This window comes from Ruminococcus sp. AM43-6, from assembly GCF_003461785.1.
Taxonomy (GTDB): Bacteria; Bacillota; Clostridia; order Oscillospirales; family Ruminococcaceae; genus Hominimerdicola; species Hominimerdicola aceti.
The window spans coordinates 41,800-65,586 of record NZ_QTXU01000012.1; the positions used below are offsets into that span (position 1 = coordinate 41,800).

General features: G+C 43.7%; 17 protein-coding genes. 9 read left to right on the forward strand and 8 right to left on the reverse strand.

Going from position 1 to position 23,787, the window contains the following annotated elements; translation table 11 throughout:
- Nucleotides 1-4: 4 nt before the first annotated feature.
- The 5 genes from DW938_RS08110 to rny all read right to left on the reverse strand — a co-directional run bounded on the left by DW938_RS08110 (nucleotide 5) and on the right by rny (nucleotide 6,106).
- The gene (locus DW938_RS08110) at nucleotides 5-1,105 is read right to left on the reverse strand and encodes a hypothetical protein (protein WP_117927654.1); all 1,101 of its coding nucleotides are present in this window, start codon (nucleotides 1,103-1,105) and stop codon (nucleotides 5-7) included.
- Nucleotides 1,106-1,120: 15 nt separating this feature from the next.
- Entirely contained in the window at nucleotides 1,121-1,405 is a 285-nt protein-coding gene (locus DW938_RS08115) for a hypothetical protein (protein ID WP_022288001.1), read from the reverse strand.
- Nucleotides 1,406-1,603: 198 nt separating this feature from the next.
- A complete protein-coding gene (locus DW938_RS08120; protein WP_117857446.1) occupies nucleotides 1,604-2,473 on the reverse strand; it encodes a prohibitin family protein in 870 nt (289 codons plus the stop codon).
- A gap of 407 nt (nucleotides 2,474-2,880) precedes the next feature.
- Nucleotides 2,881-4,380, reverse strand: a complete 1,500-nt coding sequence (locus tag DW938_RS08125) for a hypothetical protein (protein WP_118124453.1) — start codon at nucleotides 4,378-4,380, stop codon at nucleotides 2,881-2,883.
- A gap of 160 nt (nucleotides 4,381-4,540) precedes the next feature.
- Nucleotides 4,541-6,106, reverse strand: a complete 1,566-nt coding sequence (rny, locus tag DW938_RS08130) for a ribonuclease Y (protein ID WP_038670686.1) — start codon at nucleotides 6,104-6,106, stop codon at nucleotides 4,541-4,543.
- A 612-nt stretch (nucleotides 6,107-6,718) separates the two neighbouring features.
- On the opposite strand from rny, the gene DW938_RS08135 reads away from it, so the two are divergent.
- The 3 genes from DW938_RS08135 (at nucleotide 6,719) to putP (ending at nucleotide 10,980) form a co-directional block, all read left to right on the forward strand.
- Complete coding sequence (locus DW938_RS08135) at nucleotides 6,719-7,075, forward strand: hypothetical protein (RefSeq protein WP_051706305.1); 357 nt, start codon at nucleotides 6,719-6,721, stop codon at nucleotides 7,073-7,075.
- A 132-nt stretch (nucleotides 7,076-7,207) separates the two neighbouring features.
- Nucleotides 7,208-9,154 carry a threonine--tRNA ligase gene (gene thrS, locus DW938_RS08140; protein WP_118124454.1) on the forward strand — a complete coding sequence of 649 codons (1,947 nt, stop codon included), beginning with the start codon at nucleotides 7,208-7,210 and terminating at the stop codon, nucleotides 9,152-9,154.
- Nucleotides 9,155-9,429: 275 nt separating this feature from the next.
- On the forward strand, nucleotides 9,430-10,980 hold the full coding sequence (gene putP, locus DW938_RS08145) for a sodium/proline symporter PutP (RefSeq protein WP_117876309.1): 1,551 nt from the start codon (nucleotides 9,430-9,432) through the stop codon (nucleotides 10,978-10,980).
- 50 nt (nucleotides 10,981-11,030) lie between these two features.
- Here the strand turns inward: putP and DW938_RS08150 are convergent, their stop codons facing one another.
- Nucleotides 11,031-12,548 (reverse strand): glycoside hydrolase family 43 protein, encoded by a 1,518-nt coding sequence (locus DW938_RS08150; protein ID WP_118124455.1) that lies wholly within the window; start codon nucleotides 12,546-12,548, stop codon nucleotides 11,031-11,033.
- Between the two features lie 496 nt (nucleotides 12,549-13,044).
- On the opposite strand from DW938_RS08150, the gene DW938_RS08155 reads away from it, so the two are divergent.
- The gene (locus DW938_RS08155) at nucleotides 13,045-15,201 is read left to right on the forward strand and encodes an Ig-like domain-containing protein (protein ID WP_118124456.1); all 2,157 of its coding nucleotides are present in this window, start codon (nucleotides 13,045-13,047) and stop codon (nucleotides 15,199-15,201) included.
- A 322-nt stretch (nucleotides 15,202-15,523) separates the two neighbouring features.
- Here DW938_RS08155 and DW938_RS08160 read toward each other — a convergent pair whose 3' ends face one another.
- The gene (locus tag DW938_RS08160) at nucleotides 15,524-16,834 is read right to left on the reverse strand and encodes an alpha-amylase family glycosyl hydrolase (RefSeq protein ID WP_022286667.1); all 1,311 of its coding nucleotides are present in this window, start codon (nucleotides 16,832-16,834) and stop codon (nucleotides 15,524-15,526) included.
- Between the two features lie 531 nt (nucleotides 16,835-17,365).
- On the opposite strand from DW938_RS08160, the gene DW938_RS08165 reads away from it, so the two are divergent.
- Together DW938_RS08165 and DW938_RS08170 are read left to right on the forward strand one after the other, a co-directional pair.
- Nucleotides 17,366-18,361 (forward strand): asparaginase domain-containing protein, encoded by a 996-nt coding sequence (locus DW938_RS08165; protein ID WP_118124457.1) that lies wholly within the window; start codon nucleotides 17,366-17,368, stop codon nucleotides 18,359-18,361.
- A gap of 96 nt (nucleotides 18,362-18,457) precedes the next feature.
- The gene (locus tag DW938_RS08170) at nucleotides 18,458-19,630 is read left to right on the forward strand and encodes an FprA family A-type flavoprotein (protein ID WP_118124458.1); all 1,173 of its coding nucleotides are present in this window, start codon (nucleotides 18,458-18,460) and stop codon (nucleotides 19,628-19,630) included.
- A gap of 94 nt (nucleotides 19,631-19,724) precedes the next feature.
- Here DW938_RS08170 and DW938_RS08175 read toward each other — a convergent pair whose 3' ends face one another.
- On the reverse strand, nucleotides 19,725-20,417 hold the full coding sequence (locus tag DW938_RS08175; protein ID WP_022286663.1) for a 4Fe-4S binding protein: 693 nt from the start codon (nucleotides 20,415-20,417) through the stop codon (nucleotides 19,725-19,727).
- Between the two features lie 142 nt (nucleotides 20,418-20,559).
- Between DW938_RS08175 and DW938_RS08180 the strand changes: the two genes are divergently transcribed.
- The 3 genes from DW938_RS08180 to DW938_RS08190 all read left to right on the forward strand — a co-directional run bounded on the left by DW938_RS08180 (nucleotide 20,560) and on the right by DW938_RS08190 (nucleotide 23,642).
- On the forward strand, nucleotides 20,560-21,219 hold the full coding sequence (locus DW938_RS08180; protein WP_118124459.1) for a Crp/Fnr family transcriptional regulator: 660 nt from the start codon (nucleotides 20,560-20,562) through the stop codon (nucleotides 21,217-21,219).
- 221 nt (nucleotides 21,220-21,440) lie between these two features.
- The gene (locus tag DW938_RS08185) at nucleotides 21,441-22,631 is read left to right on the forward strand and encodes a hypothetical protein (RefSeq protein ID WP_118124460.1); all 1,191 of its coding nucleotides are present in this window, start codon (nucleotides 21,441-21,443) and stop codon (nucleotides 22,629-22,631) included.
- Between the two features lie 237 nt (nucleotides 22,632-22,868).
- Nucleotides 22,869-23,642 (forward strand): putative ABC transporter permease, encoded by a 774-nt coding sequence (locus DW938_RS08190; RefSeq protein WP_207722524.1) that lies wholly within the window; start codon nucleotides 22,869-22,871, stop codon nucleotides 23,640-23,642.
- Nucleotides 23,643-23,787: the final 145 nt, after the last annotated feature.

Below are 23,787 nucleotides of genomic sequence, written 5' to 3' on the forward strand. Positions count from 1 at the left end.
CCTACTAGAATATTCCCATTATCTGAAGTATAGCTCCGATAATATATCCGCCCACGCCACCAAGAAGCGAGTAAGCCACAAGCTTTCCCTTGCTTATAGGCAGGTTTCCGATAAATTTACCTGTCTGACCATTCATTGCAAAGAAATAAGGCTTATCCTGATAGGTTGTATACAAAAGCCATGTTGGAAGCATAGCGTATTTAACGTCCTTTATCTCGGTGTGCTTTTCATATGACTGAACGTTTACGCTGTTGTAGTTACAAGTATTTCTAAGTTCGTCACGAGTTGTGTTCTCGATACGTTCTTTAGCCCTAGGCAGGCACTTATCCTTATCATCATCATATCTTTCTGCAAGATATCCCGAAAGATAACCCGGATTGAACGCTGTCATTTCCGAGTAATCAAAAGGCTCGATAGAGTCCATAGCGTCATCGTCAGTCTTTGAAGAAGCGTCCACAGGAACAGCTTTGAAATCGAGGTTTCCGTTTCTGTAAACTGAATAATACTTTTTCTCAGTGTATCTGTAGTTTCCGGAAGTCCAAGTTCTAGTGTTTATGCCCTCCGCAGTAATAGAGCCTTCGCAGTTTCCTGAATAGAGCCAAAACGGGATATAAACGCCCTGCATCTTGTCCACTACCCTATCGCAGTTGAAATCTTTCGGTGTAAGAGGCTTCTTGCTGAATTTTTGGAAAGCGTCCATTACCTGATTTTTCGGCACTTTAAAAGGTATAACATAGTCAGGGGAGAAATTGTCTATTATCTGTTCTCCCATTATTACCGCATTTCCGCAGTAAACGCAAACTGTTGCTGCAGTTGAGCGGTCGGTGATTATCTCCGCTCCGCAGTGTGAGCAGGTATATTTTACAAGGTCATTTCCTACAGTTCCGTCATTTGACATACTGTATTCGTCCTTATCGACCTCTTCATGCTTTTCAACATTATCCTTGTTCAGCTCTTCAGCCTTTTTAGCGTCACCGCCTGCTTCTTCAAGGTCTTTCAAAGTAAACTGTCCGTCGCAGTATTCACATGCCCAGCAGTTTTTGTCAGCGCTCCAGAAAAGCTCCGCTCCGCAGTTAGGGCATTTATAAGAAATATTAACAGCCATTTTCCGTACCCCCTATCAATCGTCTTTTATCTTAGTCTTATCAGTGGTGGTACGCAGATAGGTGTCGTTACGCCCAGTGAGTTTAAGATTACTCTTTATGTATTTATCTGCCTTGGTAGCTTTCTGTTTTGTGCGGCTCATTGAAACAAGCACAAAGCCTGTTATAAGTCCTCCCGGTATAGCAAAGCACATATTTGTTCCCACGCTCACACTGCTGTCGGCATATGCCATGACAGGGGTGAAAAACAAATTGCAGGAAATAAGTGCAAAGCCTAATGTGCGGTATAGCTTTTTCAACATTTTTTCTCCTCCCAACTCCATATTTTACATAAAACTAAAATATGTTCACATATATTTATGATAACAGAAAACGCTTTTCGTGTCAAGAAATATGTCATACAACGTTCAAAAAAAATTCTTTTTTGTCCATTTAAACATATTTTTATACCTTTCATTGGTGTTTTTAACGATTGACAGCCGTTCTGTCAGGAATCAGCGTTATTCAGCGGTTTTCTGCTCGTCAAGGTCAAGAGATATCAGAGGGTTTGCGTCATTAGCCACCTTAGGCAGAACGCCGTCCCACTTATCGATGGTCTGATACTTTATAAGCTCGTTTGAAAGAGATTCAGAGATAGTCTTGTTGGCTTCTGCCTGAGCTTCAGCCTTGGTCTTTATGGAAGTTGCCTCAGCGTCTGCGGCAATAACCTTTTTCTTAGCCTCCGCCTCAGCTACAACTATAGCCTGCTCCTGCTCGGTCTTTGTTTTCAAAAGATTCTGCTCTGCTACCTGCTTTGCCTCTATGGCTTCATTAAATTCAGATGAGAAATCAAAATTCACAATGTTGAATTTCTCTATCTCGATACCGTATTCGTCCACCTTTGAAACGAGCTGTTCCTTTATTTCCTCGCCCACCTGCGCTCTGTCAGTGATAAGCTGTTCAGCCGTATATTTTGCACATACCGACTTCATACACTCCTGCACTGTTGGCATAAGGATAACGTTCTCGTAATCTGAGCCGATATTCTTGAAAATGCTTGCAGAAGAAGCCGACTTTATTCGGAAGTTCACCGCTATGGTAGAGTTCACAGTCTGCAAGTCCTTTGAAACTGCGTCAGCGTCAGCCTGATAAACTTGTATCTTGTTTGACACTGTTGTTACACGCTGTGCAAAAGGCACTTTCAGATGCAATCCTTCGTTGAGTGCAGTGTCTGATACCTTGCCGAAGGTCGTCACAACGCCCGTACAGCCTGCCGGAACTATGGACACGGAGGATACGACCACTATTATAGCCGCAACTGCCGCCGCACAAATGCCAACGATCTTTCCTGTTTTTCTTGTTGAAATGTCAATGACCTTTTCTTTGCTCATGATTTTTTCCTTTCATATAAAACAAAGCCTTTCGACTCGCCGTTTAACCAAAGGCTTTCTGTCCTTTGGTTTAATATGATTATATCATAAGCCTTACAAATTAGCAAAGTCCGACAAAGTTCGGGGAAGTCAGCGGAAGTCAGCAGTGAACAGATTTTTTGATTTAGCTCACTATATCTCTTGCGATCTTGTCTATTCTCGCTCGCTCAAAACCGCTCGTTATTTATGGTTGAAAAATTTCACACAGGTCTATAGCCATATTTCAATATATGTAAAAGCTAATATGTTTATATCATTGTCTGCAAAAAGGCATAAAAAAATCGGACTCATTTTACTGCGTCCGAATTTTTTATCAATGTATTGATGAGAGAGCGAGCGACCCAAGGTCGCCCCTACAGATAGGTTTGTTAGCTCTTTTTCTTTGCACTGGATTTTACCGCTGTGAAACTCCACACAAGTCCAGCCGCGATCCAGAAGTATGGTGATGAGGTAACAGAACTTATGTTGAAAAATGCCTGTATCAGATAGCAAAGAACTGCCGCTGATACTGCACAGCCTGTCCAGCTGTTTTTGCCTTTCATAAAGCCTGCTACGAGCTTGCACATTTTTACTATAGTCATAATAAGAAATACTATTGTAAGTGCGAAAATGATGAGTCCTCTTGACTGCAAAAGGTCGATATACTCATTATAAGAGCGGTCTATTATAGCACCCGACTCGAATATCGTTCCCCAGTTGTCTGGACCGGTTCCCCAGATAAGGTTTTGCTCGGCAGTATACATTCCGTCGTCCCACAGATAAGGATATATCCACTGTTCGGTATCATCGCCTCTGCCTGTGCCTGTGATAGAAAGTCTGTCGAAACTGTCATGGAAGATTATTTTCTCGTCCATAAGTCTGAACTCGTTTGAGGCAAAAAGTCCGGCAAAGATCCCTCCTGCGACTATAAAAGCCACAAGGCAGGCTATAAAAGGCTTCTTATCCTTTGCAAAGCCCGACTTTACGGCGGCAATAATAAGAGATATAACATAAACCGCACCAAGCCCCAAGATAGCAGGGACAACGCAGGCAAGGATATCAGCCGCTGTCATAAGAGCAAGGGAGATACCATAGAATATCTTTCTTGCCTTTTTATCATCATAGAGCATACCATTAAGTGCAAAGGCAGATATCACTGTAAGCACTGCCGCCAATGCAAAAGGCGTACACAAAAAGCCTGTTGCGATATATTCCTTTGTATAGGTCATACCGCCTGATGAGAAGCCCGAGAATATCTCTTTGAAATAGTTTGGAACTATTTTTGCGGTGGCAGGTATAGCCTGCAAAATTCCCACGATAGCTTCAAATGCGCCTATTCCTACGATAAAGTCTGAAAGCTTTATCCTGCGGTCGTCAGCCGTAACTGTCATTCCTGCGGCAAAAAGTCCCCAATAGCCAAGTATGGTGAGCATACCCTCGGAGCGGTCGAGATAGCCGTAGAAAGATGTGAAGATATCCGCTGAAAGCAAGCAAGATATCACCGACAGAAGCACCACCGCAAGTGGTACGATAAGGCTCTTGTTGTCTTTAAGCTCCACCTGCTTTTTCATGTTGGCAATAAGGAAAATGATAAATCCCACAAAGCCGACCGCAAGCACAGCGGCAGATATAAAGAATATAAATTTTTCGTTTAGATAAAGAGTACGGTTGACGCTTTCGTCCATACCGTATTTGATATTCTGTGTGAAATAATACGGAATTGTGATAACGCACAGAACAAGCACAGCAATAATGCTGTAAACTCCGCACAGCTTTTGTGCGGACTCGGCAGACATATTCAGAATAAAATCCGACTTTTCCGAACTGCCGAAAAGGTGCTTTTTACCTTGATTGGTAGTGACCTCTTTTTTCTCTTTTGCTTTTGACATAAAAAATCCCCCAAAAAGCATAGATATTTTATTATTTTATGATTGAAAATTAAAAATACATCGCCGCAGGCGATACCTTAATTCCTCATTCCTCATTAAAAACAGAGCGGGAAATAAAAAAAGCAGGCAAACCCTAAAGTCTGCCCGCTGTTTACACAATTTACTTTGCGTATTCGATAGCTCTGCTCTCACGGATAAGATTGACCTTGATCTGTCCCGGATAATCCATTTCAGTTTCGATCCTCTTAGCGATCTCACGAGCAACGAGCACCATTTTTTCATCGTTGATCTTCTCAGGCTGTACCATGATACGAACCTCACGGCCTGCCTGTATAGCAAAGGATTTCTCAACGCCCTCGTAGGACGTGCAGATCTCCTCAAGCTTCTGGAGCCTCTTGATATAGTTCTCATAGTTCTCGCTTCTTGCTCCCGGTCTAGCTGCGCTTATTGCGTCTGCCGCCTGAACAAGTGCCGCAACAACAGTTCTTGTTTCAACGTCGCCATGGTGAGCCTCGATAGCATGAATAACTTCAGGGCTTTCCTTGTACTTCTTACATACGTCAACACCTATCTGAACGTGCGAGCCTTCTATCTCATAGCTGAGAGCCTTTCCTATATCGTGGAGCAGTCCTGCTCTTCTTGCCAGATTTGCGTCAACGCCAAGCTCTGACGCCATCATTCCTGCAAGGTGAGCGACTTCAATAGAGTGGTTAAGCACGTTCTGTCTATAGCTCGTTCTATAGCGCAGACGGCCAAGAAGCTTAACAAGCTCGTGGTTCACGCCGTGAACATTGGTTTCGAGAATAGCTCTCTCGCCCTCCTGCTTGATCTTCAGCTCGACTTCACGCTTAGCCTTTTCTACCATTTCCTCAATGCGTGTAGGGTGTATACGTCCGTCCTGGATAAGCTTTTCAAGTGCGATCCTTGCGACCTCTCTTCTCACCTGATCAAAGCACGAGATGGTGATAGCCTCAGGTGTATCGTCAATGATAAGATCAACGCCTGTGAGAGTTTCGATAGTTCTGATATTTCTTCCCTCACGTCCGATTATCCTGCCCTTCATCTCATCATTAGGCAATGCAACGACTGACACTGCTGACTCAGACACCTGATCGGCAGCACACCTTGAGATAGCAAGCGAGATATACTGTCTGGCCTTAGCCTCACAGTCATCCTTCACCTGATTTTCAAAGTTTGTGACCCTCACAGCCTTTTCATGCACCAGATCTTCGTCCAGCTTTGAAAGCAGATAATCCTTAGCCTGATCAACAGTGAACTGAGATATCTTTTCAAGCATATCGAGCTGTGACTTCTTGATCCTGTCAGCCTCAGCTACCTTTTCGTCAGCATTTTTCAGCTTGTTCTGGAGAGTTTCTTCCTTTTTCTCCAAATTATCGAGCTTTCTGTCGATAGACTCCTCTTTCTGCTGAACACGTCTTTCCTGTCTGGAAACTTCGATCCTTCTCTCTTTAAGCTCTTTTTCCGTTTCCTGGCGTGACTTGTGGATCTCGTCTTTCGCCTCGATCAATGCCTCTTTTTTCAGAGTTTCAGCGTTTTTCTTTGCGTCGTCAACGATACGCTCCGCTTCCTTTTCCGCAGAGCCTACAGCAGCTTCGGCTGTCTTTTTGCGATAGCTTATACCCTGTTTGAAGCAGATAAATCCGCTCACACCGGCACCAAGAACAAGAGCAACTACACATAGTAGAATAGCAATACCTGGTTCCATGTATAGCTTTCCTCCTTCTTAGAAAGTATGGATATCCATATTTTGTGCGTAAAAAACGCATGAAAAAAGATATCCACCTGATATTAAATTGTAAAGATACAAAATTGCAAAATTTATTTTATAAAAAACATCAGAATAATACAAAAAACTATACTTCATCTTTCAGTTATATAAAAATTATAATGCATAATATTATTGTATAATAAAACTTCTCTGTTGTCAAGAATTTTTTTAGTTAAATCCACAAAATTATATATTTTCTAACAAACCCCTTGACAAGCGGGTGAAGAGGTGTTAAAATGTTAGTCGAAGCAAAAGATAAAGTCTTTTGCAGTTATACTTGAAAGCTTTGACGGGGAAGCCCCTCGGCGAAAGGTCTTTTCAGAGAGTGCCGCACGTTTTTATACGGGCTGTGAGCGGCGCAGGACTATGCAGAGTGAGGACACCGCCCCTGAGTGCGTTTAATACACGCCGCAGGCTCAGCGTTAAAGGAGCGGCTAATGAGTTGTGCAGGAGACTGCGCATGAAGTTGGGTGGAACCACGATATCATCGTCCCATAGGATATTTGTATCCTATGGGACTTTTTTGTTATGTAAGAGGGTGATGATACTATGAAAGACAGGAAAGCCATGAAAACAAGGCGTATCCTTGCGATCATTTGCTATACCATTGGGTTTTGCGCTTATGGTGCAGCAGGATATGTTTGCTGGTTATCATGGAACGGGACTATATCCGACAAGCAAGGGTTTCTCACCTTTCTGCCCATATGGATAGTATCATACTGGTTCAACACATTTTTCTCTCAGCTTGTTTGCAGGGTGAAAAAAGACGGCTCCAGGCAATGGGCTATCAAAAAAAGGGCAAGGCACGTTTTGAGCGACATTTCAACGGTGCTGAGCGTAGTGCTTCTTTGCTTCTGGATATATGTGTATGTTTCGCAGTATACTGAACTGCTGAACTTCAAATAATATGACTGTAGGGGTGACCTGAGGTCGCCCACAAAAAAACTTGTGATATGTGACGCATTACAAAAAGAAACAACGTGTTTATGCACGTTATAATAAAGAATTACAATATTATATAAATCGGAGGAATCAAAAATGATCAATCTGAAATTAAAAGACGGCTCTGTCCGTGAGATCGAAAAGGCAATGCCTGCAAGCGAGATAATCAAGGATATCGGCATGGGACTTTACAAGGCTGCCTGCTGTGTAAAGCTGGACGGCGAAGTTTTCGACATGAGAACTGTCGTTGACCATGACTGCCATTTTGAGGTCATGACTTTTGACTCAAAGGCTGGTAAGGAAACTTTCTGGCACACAGCTTCTCACCTTATGGCGCAGGCTGTAAAAAATCTTTATCCTGAGGCAAAGCTTGCAAGAGGCCCTGCTACAGACACAGGCTTCTACTATGATTTTGAGGTGGAAAAGCCTTTTACGCCTGCTGACCTTGAAAAAATTCAGGCTGAAATGAAGAAGCTTGCAAAAGAAGGCTATGCTTTGGAGCGTTTTGAGCTTTCTGCTGACGAGGCTGTAAAGCTCATGGAGGAAAGACACGAAGATTACAAGGTAGAGCTTATCCACAAGCATGACGATAAGGGCGAAAAGCTTTCATTCTACAAGCAGAGTGATTTCGTTGACCTTTGCGCAGGTCCGCACATAATGAGCGTTGCGCCTATCAAGGCTGTTAAGCTTCTTTCATGCACAGGTGCATATTGGGGCAAGGCAGAGGACGGCAAGCAGCTTTCAAGAATTTACGGAACTGCATTCCCTAAGGCTTCAATGCTCGATGAGTTCCTTAAACAGCAGGAGGAAGCTAAGCTTCGTGACCACAACAAGATAGGCAGAGAGCTTGAATATTTCACAACTGTTGATTGTATCGGTCAGGGACTTCCTGTTATGCTTCCAAAGGGCGCAAGAGTTATCCAACTTCTTCAGCGTTGGGTAGAAGATGTCGAGCAGGCAAAGGGCTGTCTGCTTACAAAGACTCCGCTTTTCGCAAAGAGAGATCTTTATAAGATATCAGGTCACTGGGATCACTATCTTGACGGAATGTTCATTCTTGGCGACCCTTATGATGAGGAAAAAGAGTGCTTCGCACTTCGTCCTATGACTTGTCCATTCCAGTATCAGGTATTTCTTAACAGACAGCGTTCATACAGAGAGCTTCCAATGAGATTGACAGAGACTTCTACGCTGTTCAGAAATGAGGACAGCGGCGAGATGCACGGTCTTATCAGAGTAAGACAGTTCACTATCTCTGAGGGTCACTATATTCTCAGACCTGACCAGCTTGAAGAGGAGTTCAAGGGCTGTTTGGAGCTTGCCAAGTATTTCCTTGACACTGTTGGTCTGCTTGATGACTGCACATTCAGATTCTCACAGTGGGATCCTGCTAACCCTAAGAACAAGTACGAGGGCACAGCTGAGCAGTGGGAGCACGCACAGGCTGCAATGAAGACTATTCTTGACGACCTTGGCGTTGATTACGATATCGGTATCGACGAGGCTGCGTTCTATGGTCCAAAGCTCGACATTCAGTACAAGAACGTTTACGGCAAGGAAGACACACTTGTTACTATCCAGATAGATATGCTTTTGGCTGAAAGATTTGGTATGTACTATGTTGACAAGGACGGTCAGAAGAAGCTTCCTTACATCATTCACAGAACTTCACTTGGCTGCTTTGAGAGAACACTTGCTTATATGCTTGAGCATTTCAACGGCGTTCTTCCTCTGTGGCTCGCTCCTGAGCAGGTAAGACTCCTTCCTATCAAGGAGGGTCATGCTGAATACGCTCAGAAGATAGCCGACAGAATGACGGCTATGGGCATGAGAGTTACTGTTGACAACAGAGATGAGAACATTGGTACTAAGATCAAGGCTGCAAGACTTGAGAGGATACTTTATATGCTCATCATTGGCGACAACGAGGTAAACAGCAACACGGTTACTGTTCGTTCAAGAAAAGAGGGCGAGCTTCCTGCAATGCCTGTTGACGAGCTTATCGCTAAGCTTGATGAAGAGATAAAGACTAAGGCGAAGTAATTGGTAGCAAAACATCGAAAGGTACGTAAAAACGACGTCTGTGGCAACAGACGGGACGTCGAGGGCGCCGTCCCCTACAAATTAAGGTATGGGCGAAAACTGTTGTGAGCCTTGCCAAACAACAATTTTCGTTTGCCCGTTGGCTTTTGCTGTCAATGTGTTTTATACAGACGTTTTATGCGATACCGCACAGGGGGAGTTTCTCTTGTGCGGCATTGCCGTTTATAAAATATGGGGCGGACAGGATAAAATCCGCTTCGGGAAAGAGGTAATAGATGAAATCAGATATGATCTGGACGCTTGTGGCATTTGCATTCTATTTGGCAGGAATGCTTCTCATAGGTGCTGCATATATGAAGAAAACAAAAAGCTCCGAGGACTTTTTCCTTGGTGGCAGAGGACTTAACGGCTGGGTAGCGGCACTTTCTGCTCAGGCTTCTGATATGTCAGGCTGGATGCTCATGGGTCTGCCTGGCGCTGTTTACGCATTCGGAACAGGTCAGATATGGATAGCTGTGGGTCTGCTTATCGGCACTATACTTAACTGGGCGATAGTTTCGGGCAGACTGAGAAGATACACTATCAGGGCGAACAACTCAATGACGCTTCCTAAGTATCTTGAAAACAGATTTGAGGACAAGCACAAGATAATGCTTTTGGTATCGTCGGTGGCAATCGTCATATTCTTCCTTGTTTACACAGCGTCTGCTCTTTCGGCAGGCGGAAAGCTTTTCAACTCTATATTCGGTATCGACTACAAGATATGTCTTACTATCGGTGCGGTAGTAATTTTGGGATACACTTTCATGGGCGGATTTATGGCAGTATGTGTAACGGACTTTGTTCAGGGTCTGCTCATGCTGGCAGGAGTTGTGACTATACCTATCATTGCGTTTTTCCTTGTTGGAGCAGGAAACGTTATGGACAACATCACTGCAAGCGGTGTTGAGGCACATCACTATCTTAACATATTCAATGATGAAAAGGGTCAGACCCTTTCAGCCATCGACATAATCTCTCAGCTCGGCTGGGCGCTTGGTTATTTCGGTATGCCGCACATTCTGGTAAGATTTATGGCTATAAGCTCTGAAAAAGAGGTAAAAAAATCAAGAGTCATAGGCTGTGTATGGTGTGCTATATCACTTTGCTTCGCTTGCTTTATAGCTATCGTGGGCAGGGCTTATCTTGTGCCTGCACTTGCAAACAACAAGTCTGAGAATGTTTTCATCGAAATGATACAGAAGGTATTCAACTCCGATATCGGTCTGCCATTCGTCGGCGGAATTTTCCTTTGCGGAATACTGGCCGCCATAATGTCAACAGCTGATTCTCAGCTGCTTGTAACTGCCTCATCGGTATCGGAGGATATTTACCACTCATGTATTGCACCTAAGGCGGAGAGCAAGAAGGTACTGCTTGTGAGCAGGATAACAGTTCTTGCTGTAGCGGTAGTGGCATACATAATAGCACTTGACCCTAACAGCAGTATAATGGGTCTTGTTTCAAACGCATGGGCAGGACTTGGAGCTTCGTTTGGTCCGATAATACTTATGTCACTTTATTGGAGGAGAACAAACCTTGCAGGTGCGGCAGCAGGCGTTGCCAGCGGTGCGCTGTCGGTAATAATATGGGATTACATACCTCTTGCAGGTGGACAGACTTTAGGTGATAAGACGGGGCTTTACTCATTGGTAGTAGGTTTTGCGGTAAGTCTTATACTTATCATTATTGTGAGCCTTTGCACAAAGAAGCCGTCCGAGGAAATGCTGAAGGCATTTGATGATGTTAAAAATGGTATAAATTGCGGTTGTGATGAAAAAGCATAACAAAGTAAAAGGTCCATGGATACGCCCACGGACCTTTTGTTTTTTATCTTTTAGCTATCATACTTTTCCTTATTTTCGCATCTGAAATCCGTAAACACCGCTTTATTGCCTTTATCCTCATATTTCTGAGCATAAAGACCAATAACAACTCCCGTGAAATTACCTGCAAGCTCAGTAGACAAAAATTTCGTTTGAGCTCCGCCCAAGTCTATATCTCCCGAATGCGTTTTCGCCGAGAAATTGTATGTAAAGTTGGAGGCATTACAGCAAAGCATAGCCGAGCTTTCTCCCTGCGGCAATGCTATGACATGATCCTCATGGCGAATATCGCCTATGCAAAGTCTGCGGAACAGCTCGACACCTTTATCCGTGCGTCTTAATGCTATCTCATAATGCTGATCGGGGGTCATGTAGAACACCAATCCTGCTTCGCCCTCGGTTATCTCGACTTTGCACTCCACTGATAAATTCATTTCTTTCTGTCTTATGCAGACAAAAGCAGGCGAGCCGTCTGCCTCAAAGATCGTATGCTCATTCGGAGTAAGCTCAAAACGGTGATCATCAAGATAATAAAGCCCCATGTCAGGGTTTTGCATAAAGCACCACTCACGTCCGACTTTGGTATTCTCAAAAGTGTATTCCTTCCAAAACTCCTGCCTGATATCCCTGAGTTTGTCAGTTTCGACTTCCTTTCGAGTTGTGCCGTTATCACCCATTGTGAACCAGCCGTTCTTGTCGAACGTCACCGGTACGAGATAGACTTCTCTGCCTGTAATGTGGTGCATCACCCACATATTTATCATTCTGAAAGCAAGATGAACACACCAGAAGCTGCCGTTTTCGTCCTCCACAAGATCACCGTGACCGCACCCTTGTATCTCGTATCCACCGAGATTTCTGTTTGTGAGGACTGGGTTGTGAGGATAATTCTCAAAAGGACCGTAAGGGGTCTTGCCCTTGGCGTAGACTATCATATGACCGTATTCCGTACCGCCCTCAGCCGCCATAAGATAGTATTCGCCCTTTATTTTGTAGAGGTGCGGGCTTTCAAGGAAACGTCCGCCTGCACCTGTCCATATGGTCTTGCTTGGCGTGAGCTTTTTGCCTGTTTCGATATCTATTTCGCACTGTGTAACGCCATGGTTGCCCTCATCGTCTTCACCATTGGACATAAAGTAGGCTTTGCCGTTCTCAAAATACAGTGACGGGTCGATACCGCCCTGCTGAACATAAACAGGCTCAGACCATTCACCGTGGATATCGTCAGTATAGACATAGAAGTTTCCGCCATTTGTGACGTTAGTCGTTACCATGTAAAATCTGCCGTTATTGTATCTGATAGTTGGGGCATAGATGCCGCCCCAAGAGCCTGCGCCCTCCAATGGGAGCTGACTTTTTCTTGTGAGAACATGGCCTATCTGCTTCCAGTTCACAAGGTCGTCGCTTTCATATAGAGGAACGCCCGGAAAAAACTGAAAAGAGCTGCAAACAAGATAATATTTGCCCTCAGCCTTACAGATGCTAGGGTCAGGATAAAAGCCTGATATGACCGGATTTATGTACTTCATATTGTGACCTCCGTTTTTTTATTTTACAACCATTATAATCTATTTCAGAAGGCTTTTCAATATCTTCTCGTGCAGGATCGGTGAAATTTTGTGCAAATGAAAAACAAATTTCAGTTTACGATCTTTGCGTTGGGGTAAAGCGATCAATTGATACGGATATCTAAGTGGGATAGTAGCTTTGACGGGCGAACGATGTTCGCCCCTACAGTTTTTTGCGGGGATATATGTTAAGTTAAACGTTTTTGATAGCGTGTTCAGTATAAAAGTTACAAATTGTAATTTTTACTTCAACGTTTGTTCGTATGGCATATAACAGTCTATATTTTGGGGATATATTTGAATATAGAACTTGTGTTCCCTGTGAAAACAAACAAATATTTTAGTCATTTCGGCAAAAAGCGATAAAATCTGTTGCCAAATTGTAACCTTTATGATATCATGAAGTTGATATACGAAAACGTATAAGATAACTCTGTCAGTTAGGGGGGCGTTTGGAATGGAAAAGGGGCTGAAAAAAGTTTTTTCGGCTATGGGCGCAGTATTTTGTGCTTTTATGATGATAATGCTTTGTCAGGTGACAAATGCGGTGAGCTACAGCGAACAGACCATCACTGTGGACTATGATTATCAGGTCATAGACTCTTTTGAGGGCGTTGACGCTAAATACGTTCTCGGCTATTCCGACACCGGTTATTACTGCTGTGCAGGCTATGTTTCACGTTTTTATGAAGAAAAGTTCGGCGTTACAGTATACAACATAAACATGGTGGACGACAAGCCTAGCGTGTACTGCTACGGCAAAAGGGCGGAGCTTCGTGAAGTGAAAACTCCGCAGGCCGGGGACATAATGCAGGACAAGGATTACTCTCATGTTGCCATTGTAAAGGACTGTCAGGGAACTACAGCCACGCTTATCGAGCAGAACTACAAATGGACTTGGAATGACACTGTTTACACTGTGAAAAACAGAAAGGTGCTTACTAACAATCACTATTTCTACAGACTTTACATAAACGGCGTTGCGCAAAGTCTTGACATCGACACGACAAGACCTGTTATCGCAAACGCAGGCTGTGAGAACATCACTGGAAAAGGCTACACTGTTAAAGCGGATATTTCTGACAACAGGGCTGTGGCTTCGGTAAAGGTATCCACTTATTTTGAGGGCAACAAGTCAAAGACTATAAGCCGTGTTTACACATCGGCGGTGAACTCGCTTTCACACTCAGTAAAGGTAACTGACCTTGGGAGCAAGGACGGATATTATATTACAACCATAACGGCTACTGACGAGGCCGGGAACAGCTCTGAGCAGGTCATAAAGACTTATGTTGACACAACTGCGCCGACCATATCGGGGGCAAAGGTGGAGAACATCACAGCAAAGGGCTTTGATGTTTCTTGCAATGTGAGCGACAAGAGCGGAGTTTCAAAGGTGGTCTTCCCTGCTTACCCTACAAAAAATGGTGAAAGTGCAAAGAAATACGCAAGCGGAAAGCTTTCGGGTGGCAAGGCTTCGGCTTATGTTTCTGCCGAGGACTATTCAGTAAAAAGCGGTGAATTTACCGTTAAGATAACGGTTTATGACAAATACGGAAACAGCTCAGCAAAAACTATAAAGGCTAGCATAAAGCCTGCGGCTTCGGTAACATTGGATAAGGCTTCACTGACTCTTGACAAGGGCAAAAGCAGTGTTATTTCTGCAAAAATGGGTGGTGGAAGCGGTCTGACGGACTTTGTTTCCTGGAAGTCTTCTAACAGCAAAATTGCTTCTGTGTCAGACGGAAAGGTCACTGCAAAAGGGGTTGGCAGAGCAACTATCACAGCATACACAACAGGAGGAAAAAATGTTAAATGTACCGTCACTGTAAAGGGTAAAATCAGTGACAGCAGTATTTCGGCTATAAAGACGCAAAGCTACACAGGAAAGGCAGTTTCTCCTGCTCCTACGGTGATTTATGGTGGCAAAAAGCTTGTAAAGAACACTGACTACACTGTGAGCTACTCAAAGAACACAGCCATAGGTCAGGCAAGCGTAAAAATAACAGGCAAGGGTTTATACAAAGGCACAAAAACTGTGAACTTCAACATTCGTCCTGCCACAGTGACGGAGTTAAAAGTTTCTTCCACCGGTGAAAAGAGCGTTAAGCTTTCTTGGAAAAAGGTAACTGGCGCTGACAGCTACGCTATATACAGATATGACAACACAAGCAAGAAATGGCAGAGAATAAAAACTGTAAAGGCTGTGAGCTTCACTGACAGCGGACTTGCTCGTGCAAAAGGGTACAGCTACAAGGTAAAGGCCGTGAAAAAATCGGGCGGAAAAGAATACGTTTCGGCTAGCTACTCAAAGGCTGTAGAGGCTGTCACAAAGCCTGCGAAGGCTTCATGCACGGCTAAATCAGCAGGCAGCGGCAGCATTGAGGTATCATGGAAAGCTGTTGGGGGCGCAAGCGGATATGAGATATACTCCTCTTCAAATGGCAGTGATTATGTGAAGTCGGCAAAGGTGGGTGGCTCTCAAAAGAGTGCTATCGTATCAGGATTTGAGCCTTACTCACTTAGAATGGTAAAAGTAAGGGCTTACAAAACTGTGAACGGAAAGACTTCTTACGGGGCTTTTTCGCAGGCGGTTATGGTTATTGTTAGGTAGGCTGGATACAGAAACATATGATATAAAATAAGCAAGCGATAGGTGATATGCGGGCGACCAAAGGTCGCCCCTACGATATATGGCGAAATTACACAAGTTTTTTGCGATCTTACAAATGGTAATGTTCCGAAATCGGGACGTCGAGGGCGCCGTCCCCTACAATGCGTGAACTATCAGTCGCCACTACGATACATGACTGGTACGCTACACAATTGAGGTAAACCAAACGAGCGAACAATGTTCGCCCCTACATTTTTTATTGCTACACAAAAAAGGACAGCACTTTGGAAAAATGCTGTCCTTTTTCTATATTCATATAGGTCTATCTTTCCATTTTCCAGAACTCTACAGAGTATGGCTTAAGCTCGCTGCCGCCACCAAAATCATGGATAGTGCCTGTTAGAAGCTCCTCTGCCTGACCGCAGCCTGCGTCAAAGTGGGCTGTGAAAGGCTGATCGTCAGCGTTTATTGCAACAAGGACACGCTCACCCTCGAACTCACGCTCGATTATACACTGCTTATTGGTAAGAACAGGTATTTTGATAGAGCCATAGCAGAGAGCCTTGCTGTTTTTGTGTGCCTCTGCCATTTTTGAGATAAGCTCTGTAAGGTCATTCCACTCAGGCTTTTCAAAGCTTACACGGAGAGCAGGATCGCCCTCGCTCTTGTTTGCCTTTGTTCCCCACTCAGAGCCGTAATATACACATGGAATACCAGGCATACCAAAGAGCATTCCATAGATAAGTGGCAAATGACGCTCATTTGTGAGCTGGCTTGCTATTCTTGATACGTCATGGTTATCAACAAAGCACAGCAGGTGCATTCCTCTGTATCTGCACCAGTTCTCAGGTCCGAACTGATTTTTCAGAGAGTGGCATATCTCAAACATATTCATGCAATTGAAGCTTGAATAAAGTCCCTTATAACACTCGTAGTTCGTGCAGGAATGGAGCATTTCAGGATTTACCCACTGAGCGTAATCACCATGTAGAAGCTCGCCGATAAGGACGAAATCCTGCTTGAGCCAATCGCAATGCTGTCTGAGGCGTTTGAGAAAATTTTTATCAAGGCAATATGCAACGTCAAGGCGGAGTCCGTCTATATCAAACTCCTTGACCCAATTTGTTATGCATTCCAAGATATGATCCACTACCTGCGGATTGTTAAGGTTTAGCTTAACAAGGTCAAAGTGACCCTCCCAGCCCTCATACCAAAGTCCGTCATTATAGTTGCTGTTGCCGCCGAAATTGATATGGAACCAATCTTTATATGGTGAGTTCTCACGGTTTTTCAGAACGTCCTGAAAAGCCCAGAAGCCTCTGCCGACGTGATTGAAAACGCCGTCCAAAACAACCTTTATGCCGTTTTCGTGAAGCTCTTTGCAGACCTTTGCAAAGTCCTCATTTGTGCCAAGACGGCAATCTATCTTGCGGTAATCTCTGGTATTGTAGCCGTGAGTGTCGGAATCGAACACCGGTGAAAAATAGATAGCGTTGGCACCAAGCTTTTTGATATGAGGTATCCAATCTATTACCTTTAATATCCTGCTTTCCTCTTTGCCGTCATTCTCAAATGGCGCACCGCAGAATCCAAGAGGATAGATCTGATAAAATACACTTTCGTATGCCCACATAATATTATCTTCCTTTCTGATACTAATAGAAAATGTTGTTCGCAGGTAATATAGATCTGCCGAAAAAGGGCGGGCGAACGCTGTTCGCCCCTACAGGGGTGGCATGACGTTTCTAGTCCTTAAATTTCTCAGCTTATTTATATTTTATGAGATATCTGCGAAACTATAGTTAAACTATACAAAATACAACAAAAGGCAACACCGCACAAGGATTGTGCGTAAGATGCGCCGTCAGATTTTTCGTCAGATTGTGCTAAAGCGACGCAGGAATACTAACGTATTTCAAGGAGCTTTAGTGCGATATGACGGAAAATCTGCAAGCAGATTGCGTGCAAAGCCGATAGGCGTGCCTTGTGCGGTGTTGCCTTATTATTATATCAAACTTTGGCATATTTCTCAATACTCATTTTTCATTAATATAATCCACACTTTTGTGCATTTTGTACAACTATTGACAAATCAATCGTGAAATGATATTATATTTATAACAAATGTCAAGGGTTGATTTTTGGTAAAGGCAGGGATAAAAATATGAAGAAGATACTTGTGCTTTTCACAGGCGGAACTATCGGGAGCATTACTACTGACGGCATAATAGATGTTGAGCGTGAGGGAAAATACGCTGTTGTGGAGGCTTACAAGAGTGCATACGGCGATGATGTGGAATTTGAATGTCGACAGGTACTTAATATACTCAGCGAAAACATGGGGTTTTCGGAGTGGGAGAAAATGATACACGAGATAAACAGCATTGACACGGCTTTATACTCAGGAGTTATCCTCACCCACGGAAGCGACACGCTGGCTTACACTTCTGCTCTGCTTGGAATGTATTTCAGGCATTTTGATATACCCCTTTTTATTATCGCAAGCAACAAGCCCATTGGCGAGAAAGGTTCAAACGGGCTTTTCAACTTCACCTCGGCGGTGGGTCTTATAAAAGAGGGAAAATACAAGGGCGTTTTCACGCTGTACGAGAGGGTCATGCTTCCTACTAGGGTGATACCTGCAGACACCTGTCGGGACAAGTTTGGTGTATATGGTTATGACGGCTTCAATGATTTTTCGGTTTTCAGCGGAGTGAGCGAGAATATGCTGTCACGCCCTAGGGAACGGATCTTCCATAATGATGTCAAATTTGGGAAGCGTGTTCTTTTTATAGAGGGTTATCCTGCAATGGACTTTGGGTGCTTTGTGCCAAACAAGGACACGGCGGCGGTGCTTTACTCACCTTATCACAGTGCGACGGCTTGCACTGACGTTTCAGAAGGGAAAAGCTATGCACTGACGGAATTTATCAAGCGGTGCATAACAAAGAACATCATGGTGTATATTTGCGGTCTGAAAAGAAAAGTGCCTATATACTCCACTGTGGCGGAGATAATAAAGGCAGGCAGCATACCAATATACACCACCTCAGCTGTGGCGGCTTATATGAAGCTTCTGCTTGCTTACAATCAGGAGGAAATGCCTGTGAAAGAGGTCATGGGGAAAGACCTTTTCTTTGAGGAGGTAAAATTCTCATAAACATTGTTTCAGTTATTGACAAAATGCTGAGCTTGTGATAAAATCAAAGTATATTAAAATAGTATATTTAGAAAAAATACAACGGAGGTAATAAAAATGGCAGACACAAAAATTTCAGACTCAGTTATTTATATTGGTGCAGACGATCATGACATTGACCTTTTTGAGAGCCAATATGTTGTGCCAAACGGCGTTTCGTACAACTCTTATGTTATCATTGACGAGAAGATAGCGGTAATGGACACTGCTGACCCTAGGGTAACGGACGTTTGGTTTGACAATCTTGAAAAGGCTTTGGGCGGCAGAAAGCCTGATTATCTTGTTGTTCAGCACATGGAGCCTGACCATGCAGGAAACATCAAAAAGCTTGCTGAGAAATATCCTGAAATGAAGATAGTGGGAAACGCAAAGACGTTCCCTATGATGAAGCAGTTTTTCACCATTGACGGACTTGACGATAGGTCTGTTGTGGTAAAAGAGGGGGACACGCTTTCACTTGGAAACCACACGCTTCAGTTCGTAATGGCGCCTATGGTACACTGGCCTGAGGTAATGGTGACATACGAGCAGAGCGAAAAGCTGTTGTTCTCTGCTGACGGATTTGGAAAATTCGGCGCACTTGATGTTGATGAGGACTGGGCTTGCGAGGCTAGAAGATACTATTTCAACATCGTGGGCAAATATGGTGCACAGGTACAGGCGCTTCTTAAAAAGGCGTCGGCACTGGACATAAAGATGATACTTCCTTTACATGGTCCTATACTCAAAGAAGATCTTGGTTACTATCTTGGACTTTACAACACATGGTCAAGCTATCAGCCTGAGAGCAAGGGCGTATTCGTAGCGTATGCTTCAATACACGGAAACACTGCAAAGGCGGCTGAAAAGCTTGGCGAGATGCTTAAAGAAAAGGGTGCTGAGAAGGTAGTTATCAGCGACCTTTCAAGAAGCGACATGGCAGAAAATATTGAGGACGCTTTCAGATACGACAGAATAATACTTATGGCAAGCAGCTATGACGGCGGTGTATTCCCTGTTATGGAGGATTTCCTTATGCACCTTAAATCAAAGAACTATCAGAACAGAAAGATAGGTCTTGTGGAGAACGGCTCATGGGCTCCGACTGCGGCAAGAGTTATGAAGGGATATGTGGAAAACTTCAAGAATGTTACCATTGCTGAGCCTGTTGTGACTATACGCTCTACGCTTAACGAGGTTTCAGAAAAGGCTTTAGGCGAGCTGGCTGAGGTCATGGCTAAGGCGGAGTAAGCAATTTTTGGAATAAGTCTGACAAAAAAATGAGGGCGAATTGTTTTCCCCTACAGATATGAAAAAGGCAGGACGTTTTGTCCTGCCTTTTGTGTTATATCACATTGCCGTCTGTGGTGATTATTCTTACTGCCACGGGGATATTTTTGCCGCTGTCGGTGACTGCTTTTCTTACTGCGTGTTCTATTCCGCCACAGCATGGAACTTCCATTCGGGCTACTGTTATGCTGCGGATATTGTTTCTTTTCACTATCTCGCCAAGCTTTTCGGAATAGTCTGTGGCGTCAAGCTTCGGACAGCCTATGACGGTTATTTTGCCTGTCATGAAATCGGAATGGAAGCTTCCGCAGGCATAGGCTGTACAATCCGCAGCGACAAGCAGGTCTGCGCCATCAAAGTATGGTGCGTTCACAGGTACAAGCTTTATTTGCACAGGCCACTGCATAAGCTGTGACGGAGTTTTTGCTGACGGGGTATCTACCGGAGCTGGCTTTTTAGCAAATGTTTTCATCATTGAGCCCGGACAGCCATGGAAAACAGGCTTGCCAAGGCGCTTTTTGTTTTCCTCCACTGCTTTTTCGTCATAGGCGGCAGCTTCTCGCTCAACAAAGGATATGGCGTTCGTTGGGCAGGCTGGAAGACAATCTCCAAGACCATCGCAATAATCGTCACGCATAAGCTTTGCTTTGCCGTTCACCATGCCTATTGCGCCTTCGTGGCAGGCTTTAGCACAAGCTCCGCAGCCGTTGCACTTTTCCTCGTCTATTTGTATTACTCGTCTTATCATATGGTTACCTCCGTAAAGTTTTGGTATTTTTTCTGCATAAAGCTCTTGACTTTATGCTATGATTATAATATAATCTTATCGCAAAGTCTGTTGTAATTACAACAAAAGCATAAAATTATTTCGTAAAAATGAGGAAGATAAAATGGATAATAAATACATTAAGATAATAAAAGGCACTCCCCTTTTCCATGGCATGAGCGACGAGGAAATAGTTCAGTTTCTCAGACCTGACGGCAGCGGCATAAAAAGCTTTCACAAGAACAGCTATATTTTTCACGCAGGAGACAAGACCGCTTATTTTGGCATACTTCTGGAGGGCAAGGCGCTTATCGAGCGTGACGAGCTTTGGGGCGGCAGGAGCATAATCGCTCCGTTAGAGGCAGGACAGCTTTTCGGAGAGGTCTATGCCTGCACAGGTGAACCGCTTGGGGTGAGCGTATGTGCAAAGGAGCAATGCACAGTGCTGTTTTTATCCCCTGAGTCTATTATAAAGGAAAGTTCGACGCTGACGGCTAGGCTTCTAAAGATAACGGCTATGAAAAATCTCAGGCTCAACGAAAAGATACAAGTGATAACCCCCAGGACTATCAGAGAGCGTGTTATGGCTTATCTTTCTTCACTTGCAAAAAAAAGCGGATCACACATTGTCACCACAAATTTTGACCGTCAACAGCTTGCAGATTTTCTCTGCGTTGACCGCAGTGCGCTGTCAACAGAGCTTGGAAAAATGCACCGCGAGGGGCTGATAGTTCTCAAGGGTCGGGAGTTTATACTGCCTGAAAACTGCTCTCGTGGAACGTGATTTGTTAATTTATATGTAAATAATAAGTCATTTAACCATATTCATTTTTTGCTCTTTTTAAAGAAAAATTGCATATTTTATATTGACACAACCTGCTTTGTGTTGTATAATATATATAGTGCCGCCGTGACAGTTCATAATTACTTAAACGTTTATTGCGGAAATGTATTTATTTACAAATGACCACGGTATCGGGAAATTGATTGAAAGGATTGATTGCTTTGGCAAAGAAGAATGAAAGCATAAGCGACAAGATCGTTCGTTTGTATAAGGAGGGCTACTCTATTCCTGAGATAGCAAAAGAAATGGAGATGCCTAAGGATAATGTTCCGAGAATACTTGAAAAGCACTTCCCTGACTATGCAAGCTTTGAACAGCCTGTAAGAGAGGGTGCTGATGAAAACGGCAACGGAAAAAAGAGCGTTTTCAATATGTCTGTAAGCGAGCTTTTCGGAAAGAAGAACAAAAAGCAGGAGAATGTTGAGCCTGCAAAGGTAACTGTAAATCTGGCTATGGACGATGACGGATTTGTGGATCACAGTGTTGCGGCTATTGCCTCAATGCTTCAGAAAGGCAGAAGCGTAAACGATATTGCAGGATTCTTTAATAAAGATCCTGAGGATATCAAGGCTGTTAAGGGCTGTATGGACGAGCATTTCAAAAGAATGAATACATACAAGGGCCCAAAGGTAGAGCCTGCGTCTGAGCCTAAGGAAGAGCCTGCTCAGAACATAACTGATCCGCTGGCGGCAAGTCTTGCAAGCGGCATTGCAAAGAGAAAGAGCAATATGTATGCAACAGGTATCGAAACACCTGCAAAGGCTGAACCTGCTTCCGCTCCTGTTCCTCCTGAGGACAATAGCGTTCACCTTGTTACTCCTGAGGCTCTCAAAGAGGCTGAGGAAAAAGCTAAGGCAGAGGAAAATGCAAAGGCTGAAGCTGCTGTGGCTGAGGAAGTTCCTACAATGGACGAGGTCGAGATGCCGTCAATCGAGCCTATAAGCCTTGATGACACAATGGTGGTTTCACCTGCCCCTGAGTCCACTATGCCGTCTATAGAAGACGAGATAGCTGAAAAGAAAGCTGCGGAAGCTGAAAATACAAATAATAATGAGGAGGGCGAGAATATGGGTATGAGTCCAATGGAAAAAATGCGTATGTTTGCGCAGGAGCAGATCGAGATGAACAACAAGAAGATCGACGAGCTTAAGGCAAGCATTGCTGAAACTGAGGCAAAGTCTTTGGATCTCGGTAAGCAGGCAAGCGATATCTACGAGGAGATCGTTAAGCTTCAGGAAAAGGCTAAGGCACTCAACGCCGAGAAGGAGCAGGCTGATATTCAGATCAGTCAGGTAAACGCTGAGATCGAAGGCATTAGAAAAGAAAACAACGAATTCAAGAGCTATATGTAATAGCGTCTTATTCAAATCATATAAGGCAGGAGGCTTCGGTTTCCTGCCTTTTTTATTTGCGAGGAATGAAGTGGAGAATAGCACAGACGATAAACGAAAGAAGCAGGACGCCGCTCCCCTACAGGTGGTGGCAGGCTGATGTTTTTTGATTAAAGTCAAACTTTTTCGTCTGAAAGTATTGAAAAATAACGGCAAATATGGTACAATGCTTTTATAAACCTTGAAAGGATATTTTATATGAGCAATATACTTATTCTGGCATTCCTGTTCTTTGCAGGGTGTCTGATAGGCTGGGGGATAGAAGTTATTTTCAGACGATTTGAGCCTAGCAACAAAGCAAGAAAATGGATAAACCCCGGTTTTCTTATTGGTCCTTATCTGCCTTTATATGGCTTCGGGCTTTGCACCCTTTATCTGCTGGCGGGACTTGAAAAATTTATACACACTGACAACACGGCTTTGCAGAAGTTTATACTTTTTTTGCTTATGGCTATTGCAATGACAGTGATAGAGCTTATTGCAGGCGAGATATTCATTGTGAAAATGCACGTCAAGCTGTGGGACTACACTGGAAACAAATTCAACTATAAAGGCATAATATGTCCGTTGTATTCTCTCATATGGGCAGCACTGGGCGCGGTCTATTATTTCTTTATACACCCATACATTCTTGACGCACTCAACTGGCTTGCGAATAATTTGGCGTTCTCGTTCTTTATTGGATTTTTCTATGGTGTTTTTGCTATCGACCTATTCTATTCCCTGAAGCTGGCAGAGAAGATAAAAACGTTTGCGGAAGAGAACGATATGGTCATCAGATACGAGGAGTTCAAACGGCACATCAGGGAAAGTTCAGAGGAGAGAAAAGAGAAATACAGATTTATGCTTTCCATGGGCTCAGGTGCAAGGCTTGGCGAGCATTTGAAAAAGTATCGTGACAAACAGCGTGAGGAGCAACGTGGGCACAGGCTCAATGACTTTATATCAAAAATAAAAAAGTCGGATACATGAAAATTAACAAAATAACCATTGACAAAACATCAGCATGGTGATATACTGATTTCATATGTAAAAAACGTTGACGAAGACAGTAGGCTTTATGCGAAAATCTCAGCGAGCCGCCGACAGTGAGAGGGCGGTATGATTAGCTTCAGGC

What these genes read in the sequence shown, in the direction of transcription:
- DW938_RS08110 (WP_117927654.1), bottom strand. Translation starts at nt 1,105, where the DNA reads ATGGCTGTTAATATTTCTTATAAATGCCCTAACTGCGGAGCGGAGCTT.
- DW938_RS08115 (WP_022288001.1), bottom strand. Translation starts at nt 1,405, where the DNA reads ATGTTGAAAAAGCTATACCGCACATTAGGCTTTGCACTTATTTCCTGC.
- DW938_RS08120 (WP_117857446.1), bottom strand. Translation starts at nt 2,473, where the DNA reads ATGAGCAAAGAAAAGGTCATTGACATTTCAACAAGAAAAACAGGAAAG.
- DW938_RS08125 (WP_118124453.1), bottom strand. Translation starts at nt 4,380, where the DNA reads ATGTCAAAAGCAAAAGAGAAAAAAGAGGTCACTACCAATCAAGGTAAA.
- rny (WP_038670686.1), bottom strand. Translation starts at nt 6,106, where the DNA reads ATGGAACCAGGTATTGCTATTCTACTATGTGTAGTTGCTCTTGTTCTT.
- DW938_RS08135 (WP_051706305.1), top strand. Translation starts at nt 6,719, where the DNA reads ATGAAAGACAGGAAAGCCATGAAAACAAGGCGTATCCTTGCGATCATT.
- thrS (WP_118124454.1), top strand. Translation starts at nt 7,208, where the DNA reads ATGATCAATCTGAAATTAAAAGACGGCTCTGTCCGTGAGATCGAAAAG.
- putP (WP_117876309.1), top strand. Translation starts at nt 9,430, where the DNA reads ATGAAATCAGATATGATCTGGACGCTTGTGGCATTTGCATTCTATTTG.
- DW938_RS08150 (WP_118124455.1), bottom strand. Translation starts at nt 12,548, where the DNA reads ATGAAGTACATAAATCCGGTCATATCAGGCTTTTATCCTGACCCTAGC.
- DW938_RS08155 (WP_118124456.1), top strand. Translation starts at nt 13,045, where the DNA reads ATGGAAAAGGGGCTGAAAAAAGTTTTTTCGGCTATGGGCGCAGTATTT.
- DW938_RS08160 (WP_022286667.1), bottom strand. Translation starts at nt 16,834, where the DNA reads ATGTGGGCATACGAAAGTGTATTTTATCAGATCTATCCTCTTGGATTC.
- DW938_RS08165 (WP_118124457.1), top strand. Translation starts at nt 17,366, where the DNA reads ATGAAGAAGATACTTGTGCTTTTCACAGGCGGAACTATCGGGAGCATT.
- DW938_RS08170 (WP_118124458.1), top strand. Translation starts at nt 18,458, where the DNA reads ATGGCAGACACAAAAATTTCAGACTCAGTTATTTATATTGGTGCAGAC.
- DW938_RS08175 (WP_022286663.1), bottom strand. Translation starts at nt 20,417, where the DNA reads ATGATAAGACGAGTAATACAAATAGACGAGGAAAAGTGCAACGGCTGC.
- DW938_RS08180 (WP_118124459.1), top strand. Translation starts at nt 20,560, where the DNA reads ATGGATAATAAATACATTAAGATAATAAAAGGCACTCCCCTTTTCCAT.
- DW938_RS08190 (WP_207722524.1), top strand. Translation starts at nt 22,869, where the DNA reads ATGAGCAATATACTTATTCTGGCATTCCTGTTCTTTGCAGGGTGTCTG.